Here is a 19032-nt window from a genome sequence, read left to right as displayed (position 1 = left end):
TTATTTGAATCGAATGAATTAACTGACGATTTTACCCATTTGGAAGATAGGAAGATACATAGCGACAATTAACCCGCCGACCACAGTACCTATGACTACCATCATAATAGGTTCAATTAGGCTTGATAAACCATCAACCGCATCGTCGACCTGCATTTCATAGATGGTTGAGACTTTATTGAGCATGTTATCCAGCGAGCCGGATTCTTCGCCAATCATCACCATCTGCACTAACATATCGGGGAAGAGCCCTGTGGTTTGCATCGCGACATTCATTTGCATCCCCGCCATTACCTCTTGGCGAATATTCAATATGGCTTTGCGATAAACTGCATTACCCGATGCGCCAGCGGCGGATTCTAAGCCATCAATTAACGGCACACCTGCAGCAAATGTGGTAGCTAAGGTGCGGGCGAAACGAGCCATGGCACCTTTGTGTAAAATCGGTCCAATGGCAGGGATTTTTAGCACGGCTTCGTCTACTCTATCTCGCACCATTTGCGAGTTTCGGTGTGCGCGTACAAACAAAAATACGCCGCCAACAATAGCGGCTAAAAAGATATACCAAGAGGATTGTAAGCCGCGGGAAATATGTAGAACCAGTTGCGTAAAGGCGGGCAATTCTGCACCAAAGCCCTTAAAAATTTCCTCGAATTGAGGTACGACAAAGAGTAATAACAATGTCGTGACTAAAAGCGCGACTATGACGACCGCTGCAGGATAGAACATGGCTTTCTTAATTTTTGATTTGAGCGCTTCCGTTTTTTCTCTATAGGTTGCGACGCGATCGAAAACCAAATCGAGTGAACCTGAGTGCTCACCCGCGGCGACTAAGTCAACATATAGTTCGTCGAAGTAACGTCTATGGGGGCGCATAGCATCGGATAAGGGAATACCCGATTGAATTTCGGTTAAAATAGTACCCAGTAATTCCCGCATTTTAGCTTTTTCATGACCACGGCCGAGTAATTCAAATGTCGTTACCAAAGGAACACCTGCAGCCAACATAGTCGCGACTTGACGTGTCATCATAGCAATATCCATAGGGGTGATGCTGGCTTCACCTAATTTAAATAGTGGGGATGACTGCTTACGAACGCTCTTAGGGTTTACTCCTTGGGATTTAAGCTGACTACGAATTTCGGCTGCGGTTGCACCTCTAAGCTCTCCTGCCGTTTTTTTGCCGTCGCGATTTACCCCTTTCCATTCGAAGGTATAGATTTTGGGCTGGCTTTTTTGCTCGTTTTTTTTGCCGCGAGACTTTCTTACAGTTGTTGCCGTAGCCATAAATAATCTCTGTTAGGTTGTAAAAGCAGGGCGCTATTTGTAGTGCTCTACTCTTAAAAACTCGTTACGCGATTGATTTCTGCAATGCTGGTAACACCATGAATTACTTTTAATAATCCTGACTGACGTAAATCACGCATCCCTTGCGCTTTAGCTTGGGAGGCGATTTGTAAGGAGTTACCCCCTTCCATGATAGTACGCGCTATTTCATCGGACATCTTCATCACTTCGTAAATACCAACCCGGCCTTTGTAGCCGCCGGAGCAATGCTCGCAGCCCACAGGTTTAAAGGTGGTAAAGCCTTGGGTAATTTGTGCTTGGGCAAAACCTAAACGTAATAGTTCATGCTCAGGGATGATTTCAGCTTGCTTACATTCGGGGCAAAGTCGACGTGCCAAACGCTGGGCAATAATCAGGTTAACTGAGCTGGCGATGTTATAACCTGGTACACCCATATTGATTAAACGAGTCAAGGTTTCGGCAGCCGAGTTTGTGTGCAAGGTTGATAGTACTAAGTGGCCTGTTTGTGCCGCTTTAATGGCAATTTCGGCGGTTTCAAGATCGCGAATTTCACCCACCATCACCACATCGGGATCTTGGCGTAGGAATGAACGTAAAGCGGAGGCAAAAGTGAGGCCGGCTTTTAAGTTAATGTGAACTTGGTTTACGCCCTCAAGGTTTATTTCTACCGGATCTTCGGCGGTAGAAATATTACGCTCTTCGGTATTAAGAATATTTAACCCTGTATAGAGGGAGACGGTTTTACCTGAGCCAGTAGGACCGGTCACTAAAATCATCCCTTGGGGTTTTGCCAACATCTCAAGATAGAGTTTTTCTTGGTCAGGCTCGTAGCCAAGCTTTTCAATGCCCAATTGTGCGGAGGATGAATCCAAAATCCGCATTACAATTTTTTCGCCCCACAGGGTCGGCAAAGTGCTTACCCGAAAGTCGATGGACTTAGTGCGGGAAAGTTTCATCTTGATTCGGCCGTCTTGCGGCACGCGGCGTTCGGCGATATCAAGTTTTGACATTACTTTTAACCGCGCCGATAAACGGTTTGCAAGGCTAATAGGGGGTTCGGAAACTTCGTGGAGAATACCGTCGATGCGAAAACGAATGCGGTAGCGCTTCTCATAGGGTTCAAAGTGTAAATCCGAGGCACCTTTACGGATAGCATCGGTTAGAATTTTATTGATATAGATAACAATAGGCGCATCATCACTACTTTCACCTGTTGACTCTTCATTGCGTCTGTCGGTATCCGTTATTTCAATATTGGCTAGAGCCGCTTCATCCATACCGCCTAAATCTAGGCCGCTAATATCTACTTCGAGAATTTTCTCCAGTGCTTTGGCGAGTTTATCTTCTTCAACGAGAATCGCTTCGGCGTGCAAGCCAGCACTAAATTGGAAATCTTCGAGGGCAGCAATATTGGTCGGGTCGGATGTGCCTATATAGAGGCGATTACCACGTTTAAATAGGGGTAAGCAGCGGTGTTTCTCAATGAGTTTTTTATTGAGGAAATCCTCAGGAATCGAGGCAAGATCAAATTCATTGAGATCGAGTAGTGGCGTGCCATATTCTTCATAGCAAAGTTCGGCTATTGCTCGGGCAGAGACAAGCTTGCTTTGAACTAAAGTGCTGACAAGGGCATGTTTATTCTGACGGGATTTAGTAATGGCATTAGCCATCTGCTCTTCATTTAGCAGACCTTTGCGGATAAATAGGGTGGATAAACCTAAATGAAGACCTGAAGTTGGCATTATTAAAACTCTAATGAGTTAACTACTAAATATAAAATGGCAGTAATATTACTGCCATTTTAATGAGTCGGGTGAACTCTGTTATAAGCCTGCGCCCTCTTGGCATTGTGTTGCTGTTGCCTTACCTGCACTGTTAGCCGATGCTGCATAAGATAAGCCACCATCAGCTGTTATGCTTGCCGTTACTATACAAGTACCATCGTCATATGCTAATGCTGTTAGTGCTGCTTCTGCTACATCAGGAGTCGCAGTAATTTTTGGATCAGCTGTAATTTCTGTACCAAGACTCGCACAACCTACTCCGGTTTGTATGCAGGCTTGTGCTTTGGATACGTATCCAGCAAGACCTTTCATTGCTGCGCCACCATGAGATGTTGCAACATATTCACGATAAGCTGGTAGTGCAACAGCTGCCAAAATGCCGATAATGGCAACTACAATCATTAGTTCGATCAGAGTAAAACCCTGAGCTTTTTTATTTAATGCTTTGTTTAAATTCATGGCCTTCATTTTTCTCTCCAGCTAACTATTTAGTGACTTACTGTGGTTGAATAGAGTGTTTAACCTAACCGCTGTTTTACTCTATAAATTGTGTTATCTCATCAAACTTTATTACTCATTTATGTCAATAAAATCATTTATATGATCTATGTAACATTAACAGTACACCGATGATCTTGAATGACCCATGTGTAATGACTCATGCTGATTTATCCAAGCTAGCTTTGCTAAATTAGCACTAAGTTAATGCTGGGTTAGCGCTTGTTTGAATAAATTGTTTCGGCAACCGCACCTTAGGCTAACGTTTTCAAAAATATGCCTCTCAAAAAACGTGAACTAGGCAATTTTAAAAAGAATCCCAGTGCTGACCTTAGGTGAGGTTGACCAAACGGCCATCTCGCCTTGGTAAAAGTTAGTACAAAGTTAGGTAAAAGGAAACAAAAATTAAGTATAAAGTACTAATAAAGTGTTGTTTTTGTATAAAAGGCTAACTTATCGACATATTAGGTTATAACAACTTTTTGACAATATCTGTTTAGCTGGCGTGTGTCTCTATGTTGTCAAATTGGTGACATGAAATGGTGACGGGGTGGGGGAATCGTGAGGGTGAATGCTGAGTATGATAGTGCTGGCACGATTTCACATTTGGTTTGGAGGAGTCCTACAAAAAAATGCATTTCGCCTTAATATTTTATGAGTGGAATGTGCTTACGGTACTTTGCGAGAACATTCCACTACCAGCTAACATCCAGCGGTTTTAAGCTTTTAATCTGAGTGATAAATCTAAGGCGCGAACATGCTTAGTGAGTGCGCCAACTGAGATATAGTCCACCCCTGTTTTGGCGAATTCGGCTAAGGTACCTAAGGTGACATTACCAGAGACTTCGAGCTTAGCGCCGGCGCCTTTAGCTTTATATTGATTGTTCATTTCAACCGCTTCGACCATCTTAGTGATGTCGAAGTTATCTAACATTATGATATCTGTGCCAGAGTCGAGTGCTAAGGCGAGCTCTTCGAGTGACTCCACTTCGACTTCAACGGGTTTATTCGGGTACAAGCTGCGGGCGGTATCTACGGCTTGGCGAATACCGCCACAGGCCATAATGTGGTTTTCTTTAATCAAAAAAGCATCATATAAACCAATACGATGGTTTTTTCCGCCACCGCAGGTGACGGCATATTTTTGTGCCGTGCGTAGGCCTGGAATTGTCTTGCGAGTATCTAACAAACGAGTGTGAGTCCCCGCCAATTTATCGACATAATGTTTGGTTAAGGTGGCAACACCAGAAAGTGTTTGAATAAAGTTCATTGCCGTGCGTTCGCCAGTGAGAATAGCGCGCGCAGGACCTGATAATTCACATAATAGCTGGTTGGGTAATACTAGATCGCCATCATCCACATGCCAATGCAGTGCGACTTCACCACCGAGTTGGTTAAAAACCTGCTCTGCCCATGCTTTACCACAAAAAACGCCTTCTTCACGGGTGATTAAAGTGGCTTCAGCGTACTTATCGGCGGGGATCAACATTGCTGTGATGTCGCCATAAGCGATGGCTTTGGTTTGATCGTTGATTTCGGTGCCACCTAAGTCTTCACTGAGGGCAGATTTTACTGATTGGCGGATATCGTTTTCTAACATAAGCGGAGTCCTTGCATTACGGCCTACTTGCATTTTAGGTTAAGATTACCACGGCCTTAGGTCTCACGGAACAGGTTGGAAGATTGAGCAAAAGGAGTAAGCTGCAGCCTTATTTAAATTGAGAGTGGATGGTTTACTCCATGATCTCAATGTTAAAAGATAGCTCTGTCAGTAAGTTCCGTGCGTAGGGTTTCTTCTTTGCTTGGAGAAATACTGTTAGAGTAAGCCAGTATATGTGGCATAGAGGATAAGCTCATCATGCGATTTGATTCGGGTTGGTGTGATAGTGCGAGGCGTTGTGAGTCGCCACATTTTAATCAACGTCCCTTGAATGAAGTGAGTTTGTTAGTGATCCACAATATTAGTCTGCCCGCAGGCTGCTTTGGATTACCTTACATTGATCAATTATTTCAAGGGTGTTTAGATACTAATGCCGATTCCAGCTTTGCACCGTTGCAGGGGTTGCAAGTGTCGGCGCACTTTTTGATCCGCCGCAATGGCGAGCGTGTCCAATATGTAAGCTGTAATGACAGGGCTTGGCATGCTGGGGTGTCTCGTTATGGTGAGAGAGAGAATTGTAATGATTTTTCCATTGGTATTGAACTGGAAGGCACAGATACTGAGCCTTACACTCCTGAGCAATATCAGTCACTCATCGAGTTAACACAAGCCCTACTGGTAGAATATCCATTGCTGAGTATTGAACGGATTGTGGGTCATTGTGATATTGCGCCAATGCGGAAAACGGACCCAGGGCAAAGCTTTGATTGGGAAGGATATTTAGGCAAGTTAAAGGAATATACTTAGGCGTTGCGCTCTTAGTTAATCACTTAACTTTTTGGATTTTAGACGTATTCCATATAAACCTAGACTATTTATGGACAAATTATAGAGGTACAGCCCATGGCATTATTTTCACTCTTGGTCGCCATTTTAGTGGAGCGACTTAAATTTCTTCCTTCATCATGGCAATTTGATCGTTTACTGCAATCCTATCAGACAACATTTTTCGGTGATAAAGCGTCACTGACAAGCGTGATGATGGCGTTGGCGTTAGTGCTGCCAGCCTTGTTGGTATATGTTTTATCTTGGTTAGTGGCGGGAATGTTTTGGGGCTTATTAAGTTTAGCCCTATGGATTGTTGTGGCAGTGGTTTGTTTTAACCATCAGAAACAGCGTGATATTTTCAAAAAATATATGCAAGCCGCTTGTCGCTCAGACGTCCAAGCTTGTTACCATTATGCCGCCGAACTCGATTGTAGCGAGTGTTTAGATGCTGTATCCGAGAAAGACCTAGGTGCCAAAGTGGGGCAAAGTGTTGCTTGGATTAACTATCGTTACTATGGTGCAGTGGCGCTGTTTTTCATTTTTTTAGGTCCAGTCGGTGCTGTACTGTATTGCACGGTACGTTTTTATGCCGAAGAGAATGCCCGTAAATCCCTAGAGCTACCCTTAGTCAACGAAGTGATTACGCTACTGGATTGGTTACCGAGCCGGATTTTCGCCTTTGGTTATGCCTTAAGTGGTCAATTTAGTGAAGGTTTAGCGGCGTGGCGCCGTAATGGGTTGACCTTAAATGCGAGCGCTCGCACTGTCGTTGCTGAAACGGCATTAGCGGCACAACCTTTACCTGAGGTCGCAAGTGCACCTATATGTGTACAATCAACCTTAGCATTATTAGTGCTCAGTAAACGTAACTTTACACTTATTGTTGCAATACTTTCATTACTGACCATTTTCGGATTGGTGAGTTAAAAGAAGGATGCTTCGCAGCTAGAATCGAGAACGCTTCGCTGCTAGGGCGTCGCTGTGCTCCTTCTAGTCTAGAATCTAGAGCCTAGAATTTATCCGCTGCGCTTTTTGCAGCGCCTAGTAGGGCGAAGCCCGTGCTTTTGTCAAATGGTCTGACCCCATAAACATTTTTTTCCGCTATGCTCTCTCTTCGTGAGTGCTTTTGATCGAGATCGCTTTTAAGGAGTGATCTTCAATCTGGACATCAAAACGCTGATTTGATAAAGTGCGCTCACTCAAAAAAATTGGTAAGACCAATTTACAACGGAGCTGAGCGCCTGATGGCCTATAGTAAAATTAATCAGCCAAAAATTTCTGACGTGATCATGGCGCAATTAGAGCAAATGATCTTAGAGGGGAGTTTACAGCCCGGTCAGAAGTTACCGCCTGAACGCGAACTGGCGATCCAGTTTGAAGTGTCTCGACCTTCTTTGCGTGAAGCTATTCAAAAGCTTGAGGCAAAAGGACTGTTAATGCGCCGCCAAGGCGGTGGTACTTATGTCAAAGAACAACTCTGGCAGACCCTTGCCGATCCTATTGTTGAACTGATGAATTCAGATCCAGAGAGTCAGTACGACTTACTGGAGTTCCGCCATGCCACCGAAGGCATGATGGCCTATTTTGCGGCCCTGCGTGGTACCGACGCCGATATGCAAAATATCAAGCGTATGATCCTCGAGGTGGAAGCCGCCACCGATATCGAACAAAAAGCTGCTGCGATTGTGCGTTTTTATCGTGCTGTGGCGGAAGCGTCACATAACGTGGCTATGTTACACCTCGTTCTTAGTTTAACCCCTGTGCTGCATCAAAATGTGGCGCAAAACCTGGAGCTTTTAAGCCGCCGCGAAGAAGCTTCTACTATGGCTAACGATCACAGACGGGCCTTGCTCGCTGCCATCGTTCGTCGTGATCCCGACGCCGCCAGAGAAGCCTCGAATGAACACTTAAGTTACATCGAAGAGGTGATGTTATCTGTGCGGGAAGAAGATAGCCGGTTGCAGCGAAGCTTGCGCCGTTTAAAGAGTGGCGCTTAAGTTCTGTGATTTAGCTGCCAGCTAAATCGGAATATGCCGCAAACACCATTCATTATCATGTATATAGAGAAGGACAGTGTCATGTCTGAAGATATGCTACAAGACGTAGATCCGTTAGAGACTCAGGAATGGGTTGATGCCCTGCAAGCCGTGTTGGAACAGGAAGGCCCAGAGCGCGCGCATTTTTTACTAGAAAAGCTGATCGATAAAGCGCGTCGTAATGGCACTCACTTGCCTTATAACGCCACAACGGCTTACCTGAACACTATCCCTGCGGGTCAAGAGCCGCACATGCCTGGCAACCAAGAGATGGAACGTCGCATTCGCGCCATCATCCGTTGGAACGCTTTAGCTATGGTGCTTCGTGGTTCTAAGAAAGATTTAGAATTAGGCGGCCATATTTCAAGCTTCGCCTCAAGCGCGACTATTTATGACGTATGTTTTAACCACTTCTTCCGCGCACCCAATGAAAAAGACGGTGGCGATTTAGTGTATTTCCAAGGCCATATTGCCCCTGGTATTTATGCGCGTTCATTCTTAGAAGGTCGTTTAAGCGAAGACCAACTGGCTAACTTCCGTCAAGAAGTGGATGGCAAGGGTCTGTCTTCATACCCACATCCAAAACTGATGCCGGATTACTGGCAATTCCCAACAGTTTCTATGGGCTTAGGTCCTATCCAAGCGATTTATCAGGCGCGTTTCCTGAAATATCTGACTGACCGTGGTCTGAAAGATTGTTCAGCACAAACCGTTTACTGTTTCTTAGGTGACGGTGAGTGTGACGAGCCAGAAGCCTTAGGTGCGATTGGTTTAGCGGCCCGTGAAGAATTAGATAACTTAGTCTTCATCGTTAACTGTAACTTACAGCGTCTTGATGGCCCTGTACGTGGTAACGGTAAGATCATCCAAGAACTTGAAGGCGAATTCCGCGGCGCAGGCTGGGAAGTCGTTAAAGTGATTTGGGGTCGTTACTGGGATCCATTATTAGCCCGTGATACAAGCGGTAAGTTACTGCAGTTAATGGAAGAAACCGTTGACGGTGAATACCAAAACTGTAAAGCCAAAGGTGGCGCTTATACACGCGAACACTTCTTTGGTAAGTACCCTGAAACGGCCGAAATGGTGGCTAACATGTCAGATGATGACATTTGGCGCTTAAACCGTGGCGGTCATGATCCAGTGAAAGTGTACGCTGCCTTAGATCACGCACAAAAAACCAAAGGTCGCCCAACGGTGATTTTAGCTAAAACCGTAAAAGGTTACGGTTTAGGTGATGCGGGTGAAGGTAAAAACATCGCTCACAACGTGAAGAAAATGGGTATTGAGTCTATCCGTTACTTCCGCGATCGTTTCAATATTCCGATCCCAGATGACCAGTTAGAAGATCTGCCTTTCTATCACCCAGGTCCAGATTCTGAAGAAGTGAAGTACATGATGAGCCGTCGTGAAGCGCTGCATGGTAGCGTGCCACAACGTCGTCAAAAGTTCACCGAAGAGATGGAAGTGCCGTCACTGAAGATTTTCGATTCGATTTTACAGGGCTCTAACGGCCGTGAAATTTCATCGACTATGGCATTCGTTCGTGTTCTGACAGCTCTGCTGAAAGACAAGAAAATTGGCAAAAATATTGTGCCAATTATTCCTGACGAAGCTCGTACTTTCGGTATGGAAGGTTTGTTCCGTCAAGTGGGTATTTATGCTCACGAAGGCCAAAAATATATTCCGCAGGATTCTGACCAAGTTGCTTACTACCGTGAAGATAAAACCGGCCAAGTATTGCAAGAAGGGATTAACGAACTCGGTGCTATGTCTTCATGGGTATCAGCAGCGACGAGCTACTCAGTCAACGATACACCTATGATCCCGTTCTACATCTACTACTCAATGTTCGGTTTCCAACGTATTGGCGACATGGCTTGGGCTGCGGGTGATATGCGTGCTCGTGGTTTCTTAGTCGGTGGCACTTCAGGTCGTACAACGCTTAACGGCGAAGGTTTACAGCATCAAGACGGTCACAGCCACGTATTGGCGAACACTATCCCTAACTGTATTACTTACGATCCAACATACGGCTACGAAATCGCCGTTGTGGTACAAGATGGTATCCGTCGTATGTACGGCGAAAATCAAGAAGATATCTTCTACTACTTGACCACAATGAACGAAAACTATGAGCAACCAGCCATGCCAGAAGGCGCGGAAGTAGGCATAGTGAAAGGTATCTACAAGTTAGAAACGGTTGCGGGTTCAGGTAAAGGCAAAGTTCAGTTAATGAGCTGTGGCACTATCCTTGAACAAACTCGTAAAGCGGCGCAAGCACTGGCGAAAGACTTTGGTATTACTGCCGACGTATTCAGTGTGACCAGCTTTAACGAATTGACTCGCGATGGTCAAGCCGCTGAACGTTGGAACATGCTGCACCCAACCGAAACGCCAAAACAAGCCTATATCAGCCAAGTGATTTCAAGTGATGCACCTGCAATCGTCGCGACTGACTATATGAAGATTTACGGCGAACAGTTACGTGCTTATATTCCTACCGATTACAAAGTGTTAGGTACTGACGGTTTCGGTCGTTCAGACAGCCGCGAGAATCTGCGTCACCACTTCGAAGTGGACGCTAAGTTTATCGTTATTGCGGCACTGAAATCACTGGTTGATCGCAAAGAGCTGCCTGTCGATGTGTTAGCAAAAGCCATTAAAGAATATGGTATCGACGCTGACAAGATCAATCCACAGTACGCGTAAGAGGCAATGAAAATGGCTGAATTAAAAGAAGTTTTTGTTCCTGATATCGGCGGCGATGAAGTGCAAGTGATCGAAATTTGTGTGGCTGTGGGTGATACCCTAGCGGCAGAAGAATCGATTCTTACCGTCGAAAGCGACAAGGCGACTATGGATATTCCAGCGCCTTTCGCCGGTGTTTTAGCCGAATTGAAAGTGGCTGTGGGCGATAAAGTATCTGAAGGTACTTTGATTGCTATGATGCAAGCGGCGGGCGCGGCAGCAGCCGCTCCGGCTCCAGTTGCAGCACCCGCTCAGGCGGCACCAGCATCTGCACCAGTTCAAGCGGCTCCTGCCCCTGTGGCTGCTGCTCCTGCGACGGGCGCAACCAAAGTGGTTGAAGTGACAGTACCAGATATCGGTGGCGACACAGATGTATCGGTTATCGAAGTCCTGGTTGCTGTCGGTGACAAGATTGAAGTTGATAGCGGTTTAATTACCCTAGAAACAGACAAAGCGACGATGGACGTGCCATCACCTTTCGCGGGTGTGGTTAAAGACGTTAAAGTTGCGGTTGGCGATAAAGTGTCGCAAGGCTCTTTAGTCATCATGCTTGAAGTGGGCGGCGCTGCACCTGCAGCCGCGCCAACTGTTGCTGCCCAAGCTGCTCCTGCCGCTACGGTAGCGCCAGTGGCCGCAGCACCAGCGGCAAGTGTGGTTGCGGTAAAAGAAATTCAAGTGCCGGATATTGGCGATGCCAGCAATGTCGATGTGATCGAAGTGCTCGTCTCTGTCGGTGATGAAATCACTGCCGACCAAGGTTTGATTACGCTTGAAACTGACAAAGCCACCATGGAAGTGCCTGCGCCATTCGCCGGTAAACTGCTGTCTTTGACTGTTAAAGTGGGTGACAAGGTTTCTCAAGGTAGCGTCATTGCGACGATTGAGACTACTTCTGTTGCAACAGCAAGTGCTCCAGCACCTGCTGCACAAGCGGCGGCACCTGCTCCAGTGAGCGCGGCGCCCGTTGCTGCACCTGCAAGCCGTCCACCAGTACCCCATCACCCAAGCGCAGGTACACCTGTGTCTACCGGTGCGGTACATGCGTCTCCTGCAGTACGCCGTTTAGCCCGTGAGTTTGGTGTCGACTTGACCCAAGTGACAGGTTCTGGCCGTAAAGGTCGCATCATGAAAGAAGATGTGCAGGCGTATGTGAAATACGAACTGTCGCGTCCGAAAGCGACTGCTGCAACGTCTGTTGGTTCAGGTAACGGCGGTGGTCTGCAAGTGATTGCAGCACCTAAAGTTGATTTCAGTAAGTTTGGTGAAGTGGAAGAGATTCCATTAAGCCGTATCCAGAAGATTTCTGGCCCTAACTTACACCGCAACTGGGTGACTATCCCTCACGTGACTCAGTTCGATGAAGCTGATATCACTGAAATGGAAGAGTTCCGCAAGCAGCAAAACGATGTAGCGGCGAAGAAAAAAGCCGATTACAAGATCACGCCTTTAGTGTTTATGCTGAAAGCTGTGGCTAAAACGTTGCAACAGTTCCCTGTGTTCAACTCGAGCTTAAGCTCTGATGGCGAATCACTGATCCAGAAAAAGTATTTCCACATCGGTGTGGCGGTTGATACGCCAAACGGTTTGGTTGTGCCAGTCGTGCGTGACGTGGATAAGAAAGGCATTATCGAGTTATCTCGTGAACTGGCTGATATCTCTATCCGTGCCCGTGATGGCAAGCTGAAATCTGCTGATATGCAAGGTAGCTGTTTCACCATTTCAAGTTTAGGTGGTATTGGCGGTACGGCGTTTACGCCTATCGTGAACTACCCAGATGTGGCAATTTTAGGTGTGTCTAAATCTGAAATTAAGCCTAAGTGGAATGGTAAAGAGTTCGAACCTAAATTGATGTTGCCGCTGTCACTGTCATACGATCACCGCGTGATCGATGGTGCCATGGCTGCACGTTTTAGTGTGACGCTGTCAGGAATTCTGTCCGATATTCGTACTTTGGTTCTGTAAGCATATAAGGCTGCTCATCTTGAGCAGCCTTTTGTTTATTGTGATCAGTATCAAACACAGGTTAAAATGCGCCCACCTTACGCGCTGGCGCATTTTCGGTTGGCAGGATAGCTCCTCCAACGGATTGAATGAGAATTAGAGGAAAACATGAGTAACGAAATCAAAACTCAGGTAGTGGTATTAGGTGCAGGTCCTGCAGGTTATTCTGCGGCTTTCCGTGCTGCTGACTTAGGTCTGGAAACCATCATAGTTGAACGTTTTAGCACTTTAGGTGGCGTGTGTCTTAACGTGGGTTGTATCCCATCTAAAGCCTTACTGCACGTTGCTAAAGTTATCGAAGAAGCCAAAGCAGTTGCCGCTCACGGTGTGGTCTTCGGCGAGCCAACTATCGATTTAGATAAGTTACGTGGCTTTAAAGAAAAAGTCATTGGCCAATTAACTGGCGGATTGGGCGGCATGTCCAAAATGCGTAAAGTTAACGTGGTTAACGGTTTTGGTAAATTCACTGGCCCTAACACGCTAGAAGTGACTGCTGAAGATGGCACTGTGACTAAAGTGACTTTCGAGCAAGCGATCATTGCAGCGGGTTCTCGCCCAATCAAACTGCCATTTATTCCGCATGAAGATCCACGTATTTGGGATTCGACTGACGCATTAGAACTGAAAGAAGTTCCAGGCAAGTTGTTAGTGATGGGCGGTGGTATTATCGGTCTAGAAATGGGTACTGTGTACGCTTCTTTAGGCAGCCAAATCGACGTGGTTGAGATGTTCGACCAAGTGATCCCTGCGGCTGATAAAGATGTGGTTCGCGTATTTACTAAGCAAATCAAGAAGAAATTCAACCTGATCCTTGAAACTAAAGTCACAGCGGTCGAAGCCCGTGAAGACGGTATCTATGTTTCTATGGAAGGTAAGAGCGCGCCAACTGAAGCCGTTCGTTACGATGCCGTATTAGTGGCTATTGGCCGTGCACCTAATGGTAAGTCGTTAGATGCTGAAAAAGCAGGTGTTAACGTTGATGAGCGTGGCTTTATCAAGGTTGATAAGCAACTGCGTACTAACGTACCGCACATCTATGCAATTGGTGACATCGTTGGTCAACCTATGTTGGCTCACAAAGGCGTGCACGAAGGCCACGTAGCGGCTGAAGTTATCGCTGGCATGAAGCACTACTTCGATCCAAAAGTCATCCCATCAATTGCTTATACTGACCCAGAAGTCGCTTGGGTTGGTTTGACTGAGAAAGAAGCGAAAGAGCAAGGTATTGCTTACGAAACCGCAACTTTCCCATGGGCTGCAAGTGGTCGTGCGATTGCGTCAGATTGTTCTGAAGGTATGACTAAGCTGATTTTCGACAAAGACACTCACCGCGTGATCGGTGGTGCTATTGTGGGTGTTAACGGCGGCGAGCTGTTAGGCGAAATCGGTCTAGCGATTGAAATGGGTTGTGATGCTGAAGATTTAGCATTAACCATTCACGCTCACCCAACACTGCACGAATCAGTCGGCTTAGCGGCTGAAATGTACGAAGGTTCTATTACTGATTTGCCAAACCCAAAGGCAAAGAAAAAGTAATTTAGCTGTCGATTAAAAAAGCGCTCACTTGAGCGCTTTTTTATTGCCTGTATTTTTTTGTAACTTTTATGTAAACAAGCGGATGAATTGAAGGGATTGAGCTGCTACAGTACAGTTATGGTATGCGGTAAGTTGTCACATGCAAACAAAAATAATTAGAACAATTCTGACATGTTTCATCCTTTCACTGATTAGCGTCCATTCGGCTTGGGCGGGCGGCTTTGTGCAGCGTGTTTTTACCGATAGAGACGGTTTAGCTGTCACTAGCATCCGAGGTTTAGCCTTAGATGACTATGGTTTTGTATGGGCAGCGACTGAGCAGGGCTTGTATCGGGTCAGTAATTCTAAGGTGCGGCGCATTGATAAAATTGGCACGGAATCACGGCTTGCGGATGACTTTTTAACGACAGTGGTGAACATCGACCGAGACAAGTTATTGGTCAGTACTAATGCCGCGATTTACCTTTACGATATAGTACAAAATCAATTTACCGCGTTTGGTTCTCCCTATCTATTCCCGCAGTTTCCAGGTGGTGCGCTGATATCGGCAGCCCGCAAGAATAGCAAAACATGGCGATTATTAATTGATAATGGTCAGATCTATGAGTTTTCCCCTTCAAAGTCAGAACTTCGCCTTATCACTCAATTAGCTGTTAATCGCGACCTTCCTTGGCGCAAGTTATTACTTATGCCCAATGGACACATGTTGGTTGCGGGGCAGTTGCAACTAGAGCTCCTCGATAACAAGGGCGAACGGCTGTTCCAATACCCTTGGACCGAATCTATGGGCAGTATTCTCGATATGTTGGAGGATACTCAACATAGGATCTGGATTGCGACAGGGCGTGGTGTTTATCAATTAGATCAAATCGCTCATCAAATTACACCTGTGCCAGAATTACCCGATTGGAGCACAGCGATCATTGAAGATGCTAAAGGGTATTTGTGGTTTGCCAGTCGTATTGGCTTGTTAAAATGGTCGCCTGAGACGCGGTTGATTGAGAATTATCAGCAAGAGTTGAAGGCTGAGGCCAACATGGAAACGCTGAAAGCCATGTTGTTTGATGATGCAGGCTTGATGTGGGTTGGAGGCTCTGGTGATGGATTGGCATTGTTAGCGTCACCGCCTGATTTCATTCTTGATACTTATGCGGCAGATGAACCCTATCAGCTGAGCGATGCCATGACTTGGTCTGTACATGCCAGTGATGAAGGGGTTTGGCTCGGTTCTTCCAGTGTAGATTTTGTTGCTAAGGGCAGTAAAAAAGCGATTAACATTCCGATTGAGGGGTTTAATCCCCACGAAAGTATTTATGATATTAGTGAGTTTGAGGACCATTATTTACTGATCTCAACAACCAGTGGTCTTTTTGTTATTGATAAAGAGACCTTGCAAGGCAGCAGTTTTTCTAAATGGACTCACGGTCAGGATGACTTTAAAAATAAGCTCATATATAAAACTTATCGGGATCCCAAACTGAAAGGACGCGTCTGGATTGCGACTACCACGGGACTCTATTTTTGGGAAATGGGACTCTATGAGCCCCAGCCATTTGATATTGATAAGTCATCGAACGAATTTGATGGCCCCAAGCGGCCAGTGATCCGCACGATTTATCGTACCTCAGACGGTCGTCTTTGGGTTGGCGGTAAAAAAGTCTTTGGTTACATAGACAGTCAAAACGAGTTTCATGATCAACGGCACTTATTTAATGCTTTTGCGGCACAACCAACGATTAGCCATATTGAAGAAATGTCCCCGGGAATTATCTGGTTTGGTTCCTATGAAAAAGGTTTGTTTGAATATCAGCAGCAGGCGGAATCGTTAGTTTCACTGACTTCCGAATGGCAATTAAATTGTAGTTCAGTGTTTTTTATTCAAAAGACCCCTAAGTCAAATCTTGTGGGTTGTGCTGATTCTTTGATTCGTCAGGATATTCAAACAGGCAATATCGCCATGTTTAATCAACTCGATGGTTTGATTTCCGATGAAATGAACGAGGGCGCTTATTTTTATTCGCCAAAAACAGGCTTTTACTTAGGAACACCTGAAGGTGTGATGCGACTCGATGTCAATAGGCTGGTTAATCGTATAACCGATGACCATGTGATGCTTGAATCTGTCTCTGTGTACTATAACAACACGACAGAAGTATCCTTGTTGCCGCGTAACCTGATGACCATCAAACCCGATGCGAATATGGTGAGTTTTCAAATCACTAACTTAGATTATCTCGATGATTCGCCAATTCAATTTAAATACCGATTACGTTATCAGGATGAAGATAGCCATTACGTCTTGTTGCAGGGGGAATCTCAGATCAACCTCGCAGGATTAGCTGCGGGTGGCTATGTGTTAGATATTTTGAGTCAAGTTAATGGGATATGGTCAGATAAGCCGTTCTCTTATCCTTTTTATGTTGAGCAGCATTGGTGGTTATCCCAAGGTTTTAAAGGTATTTTGCTGCTGTTATTTTCTATTATTGCTTTAAGTCTTGCTTGGTATCGACAACGACAGATCAATACATTTAAGCAGATGAATCTGGCATTAACGGAGAGTGAGGACAGGTTAAGGCAGTCTTTGCGCGGCAGTGACTCAGATCTCTGGGAGTGGCATAAAAATACTCAGGCATTTCACCTTGATAATCGCGGTTCGGTGCTTGGTACGCATGCCAATGAGATTGTGGTGAGCTTAGAGGATTTGCCTGTGCATCCGCAGGATAGGGAGAAAGCTCTCGCTCAGTGGGACAACATGATGGCGGGTGAGATTGACCGATTCGAGGCCGAATATCGCTATCAGCGTAAGGACGGTAATTGGGGATGGCTGAGGGTTAGAGGGCGGCCAGTTGCTCGCAATAAGCACTCAAATGAAATTGAACGGGTCGCGGGTATTTATAGCGATATTACTGTGCAACGCCAGCTAGAGGATGAAATTAATTTATTGGCGAAAGCGTTTGGCAATACCTCTGAAGGTGTGTTGATTTTAGATGTCGAAGGCGGTATTCGCGTTGCGAATTACGCTGCGCAACAAATTATTGGTATAGATTCTGACGACTTAGTCGGGCAACCATTTGCACAATTCGTACAGATGAATGACGGATTAGCATCGGAAATCAAGCAACTTCTCCGTGATAGTCAGTCTTGGACTGGAGAGCGGGAGTTAATCCGCGCCAATCAGCAACTTTGTCCTGTGTGGCTAAACGTTTCGGTGATGCAAAGCATTAACGGGAAAGTAACCCACTATGTGGTGGTATTTTCTGATATTACGGAGCGTAAACGTACTGAAGCCGATTTACGCCGTTTGGCTAATTACGATGTGCTTACTGGGTTGCCAAATCGCTCCTTATTTTCTAGCCGTCTATTACAGTCGATTCAAGCTGCGCAGCAAACAGGTGAGAAACTGGCGCTACTGTTTTTAGATCTCGATAGATTTAAGCATGTTAATGATTCCTATGGTCATAGCATGGGCGATGCTCTGTTGGTCGAAGCATCAAGCCGACTGCAATCTTGTATTTCCAGCGAGCATTTACTCTGTCGTTTTGGTGGCGATGAATTTGTGATTTTACTCCGCAATGCAAACAGCATTGACGATATTAACCATGTCGCCGAGCGCCTGTTGGAGCAAATTGTCGCGCCCTTTAAGTTGTATGGTCGGGAATTTTATATTTCGACCAGCATAGGCATCAGTATTTGGCCCGACGATGCGGTGCAGCCAGAGGCTTTTATCAAGAATGCCGATCTTGCTATGTACCATGCCAAAGAAGAAGGGCGAGGGAATTTCCAATATTATTCCTCGGAGCGTAATGCTCAAGCCCTCTATCATTTACGGCTTGAGGCCGATTTACGCAAAGCCATAGAACGACAAGAGTTCGAGCTTTATTACCAGCCGCAAATTGATATTTTGCGTAATGATAAGCTCATAGGAATGGAAGCATTAATTCGCTGGAAACATCCGCTGGACGGCTTTATTCGTCCCGATATTTTCATCAAAGTCGCCGAGGCCTGCGGTTTAATTGTTGATATTGACCGCTGGGTATTAAGACAAGCCTGTGTGCAGGGAGCCAATTGGACTAAGCGCTATGGCTCGGGCTTTAAGTTGTCGGTTAATATTTCGGCGGTGCATTTTAGGCAGCCAGATTTTATTGAAGATATCCAAAGAATTTTACAAGAAACCCAAATGCCAACAGCATCTTTAGGATTAGAAATCACCGAAGGCGTATTGATGAAGGAGTTGCATGTCGCTAAAGACCATCTTACTCGATTGAAATCTTTGGGGATCGAGGTTGCCATCGATGACTTTGGTACTGGGTATTCTTCACTGGCTTATTTGCGTAATTTTGAAGTCAATACCCTAAAAATTGATCGCTCCTTTTTGATTGATATCGCCACTAATACCGCAGATCAGGCGATTGTGAGCAGTATTATTGAATTAGCCCGTAACCTTAAATTAAATGTAGTTGCTGAAGGGATTGAGACGGTTGAGCAGTTAGAGCAAGTCTTTAGCCGTGGCTGTTATATTATTCAAGGGTATTATTTTGCTAAACCTATGTGCGTTGATGATTTTGAGCGCTATTTAGAGACAGATAACAAAATCGTCTCTATTGATCATTAAGCTAGAAACATAGTCTATTATTGGCTCGCGAATACTTAATATTTGTACAGCTGATGGGCAATCGTCTGCACGATATAAGCC

11 protein-coding genes are annotated in these 19032 nt (G+C 45.5%); 7 read left to right on the top strand and 4 right to left on the bottom strand.

The genetic code is table 11. The annotated features are described in order from the left end of the window. Positions 1-18: 18 nt before the first annotated feature. From HQQ92_RS19695 to nadC, 4 genes are all read right to left on the bottom strand, one after another. On the bottom strand, positions 19-1287 hold the full coding sequence (locus HQQ92_RS19695) for a type II secretion system F family protein (RefSeq protein WP_173247859.1): 1269 nt from the start codon (positions 1285-1287) through the stop codon (positions 19-21). 53 nt (positions 1288-1340) lie between these two features. Next, positions 1341-3050 carry a type IV-A pilus assembly ATPase PilB gene (gene pilB, locus HQQ92_RS19690; protein ID WP_173247857.1) on the bottom strand — a complete coding sequence of 570 codons (1710 nt, stop codon included), beginning with the start codon at positions 3048-3050 and terminating at the stop codon, positions 1341-1343. Between the two features lie 81 nt (positions 3051-3131). Continuing rightward, positions 3132-3560, bottom strand: coding sequence for a prepilin-type N-terminal cleavage/methylation domain-containing protein (locus tag HQQ92_RS19685; RefSeq protein ID WP_173247855.1), 429 nt, complete (start codon positions 3558-3560; stop codon positions 3132-3134). Between the two features lie 748 nt (positions 3561-4308). After that, the gene (nadC, locus tag HQQ92_RS19680) at positions 4309-5190 is read right to left on the bottom strand and encodes a carboxylating nicotinate-nucleotide diphosphorylase (protein WP_131523416.1); all 882 of its coding nucleotides are present in this window, start codon (positions 5188-5190) and stop codon (positions 4309-4311) included. A gap of 258 nt (positions 5191-5448) precedes the next feature. Between nadC and ampD the strand changes: the two genes are divergently transcribed. The 7 genes from ampD to HQQ92_RS19645 all read left to right on the top strand — a co-directional run bounded on the left by ampD (position 5449) and on the right by HQQ92_RS19645 (position 18951). Then, positions 5449-5997, top strand: coding sequence for a 1,6-anhydro-N-acetylmuramyl-L-alanine amidase AmpD (ampD, locus tag HQQ92_RS19675; RefSeq protein ID WP_173247850.1), 549 nt, complete (start codon positions 5449-5451; stop codon positions 5995-5997). A gap of 96 nt (positions 5998-6093) precedes the next feature. Beyond that, positions 6094-6945, top strand: a complete 852-nt coding sequence (gene ampE, locus HQQ92_RS19670) for a beta-lactamase regulator AmpE (RefSeq protein WP_131523418.1) — start codon at positions 6094-6096, stop codon at positions 6943-6945. A 317-nt stretch (positions 6946-7262) separates the two neighbouring features. Further along, positions 7263-8015 carry a pyruvate dehydrogenase complex transcriptional repressor PdhR gene (gene pdhR, locus HQQ92_RS19665; RefSeq protein ID WP_105250401.1) on the top strand — a complete coding sequence of 251 codons (753 nt, stop codon included), beginning with the start codon at positions 7263-7265 and terminating at the stop codon, positions 8013-8015. A gap of 81 nt (positions 8016-8096) precedes the next feature. Further along, positions 8097-10763 (top strand): pyruvate dehydrogenase (acetyl-transferring), homodimeric type, encoded by a 2667-nt coding sequence (gene aceE / locus HQQ92_RS19660; RefSeq protein WP_105250400.1) that lies wholly within the window; start codon positions 8097-8099, stop codon positions 10761-10763. A gap of 12 nt (positions 10764-10775) precedes the next feature. Further along, a complete protein-coding gene (gene aceF, locus HQQ92_RS19655) occupies positions 10776-12764 on the top strand; it encodes a dihydrolipoyllysine-residue acetyltransferase (protein ID WP_173247848.1) in 1989 nt (662 codons plus the stop codon). Positions 12765-12911: 147 nt separating this feature from the next. Then, positions 12912-14339, top strand: coding sequence for a dihydrolipoyl dehydrogenase (lpdA, locus tag HQQ92_RS19650; protein ID WP_105250398.1), 1428 nt, complete (start codon positions 12912-12914; stop codon positions 14337-14339). A 139-nt stretch (positions 14340-14478) separates the two neighbouring features. Continuing rightward, positions 14479-18951, top strand: a complete 4473-nt coding sequence (locus HQQ92_RS19645) for an EAL domain-containing protein (protein WP_173247846.1) — start codon at positions 14479-14481, stop codon at positions 18949-18951. Positions 18952-19032: the final 81 nt, after the last annotated feature.

It is taken from the genome of Shewanella sp. DC2-4 (assembly GCF_013248875.1).
Taxonomy (GTDB): Bacteria; Pseudomonadota; Gammaproteobacteria; order Enterobacterales; family Shewanellaceae; genus Shewanella; species Shewanella oncorhynchi.
The sequence above is the reverse complement of the archived record's forward strand: the minus strand, read 5'-3'. Positions and strand labels throughout refer to the sequence as shown.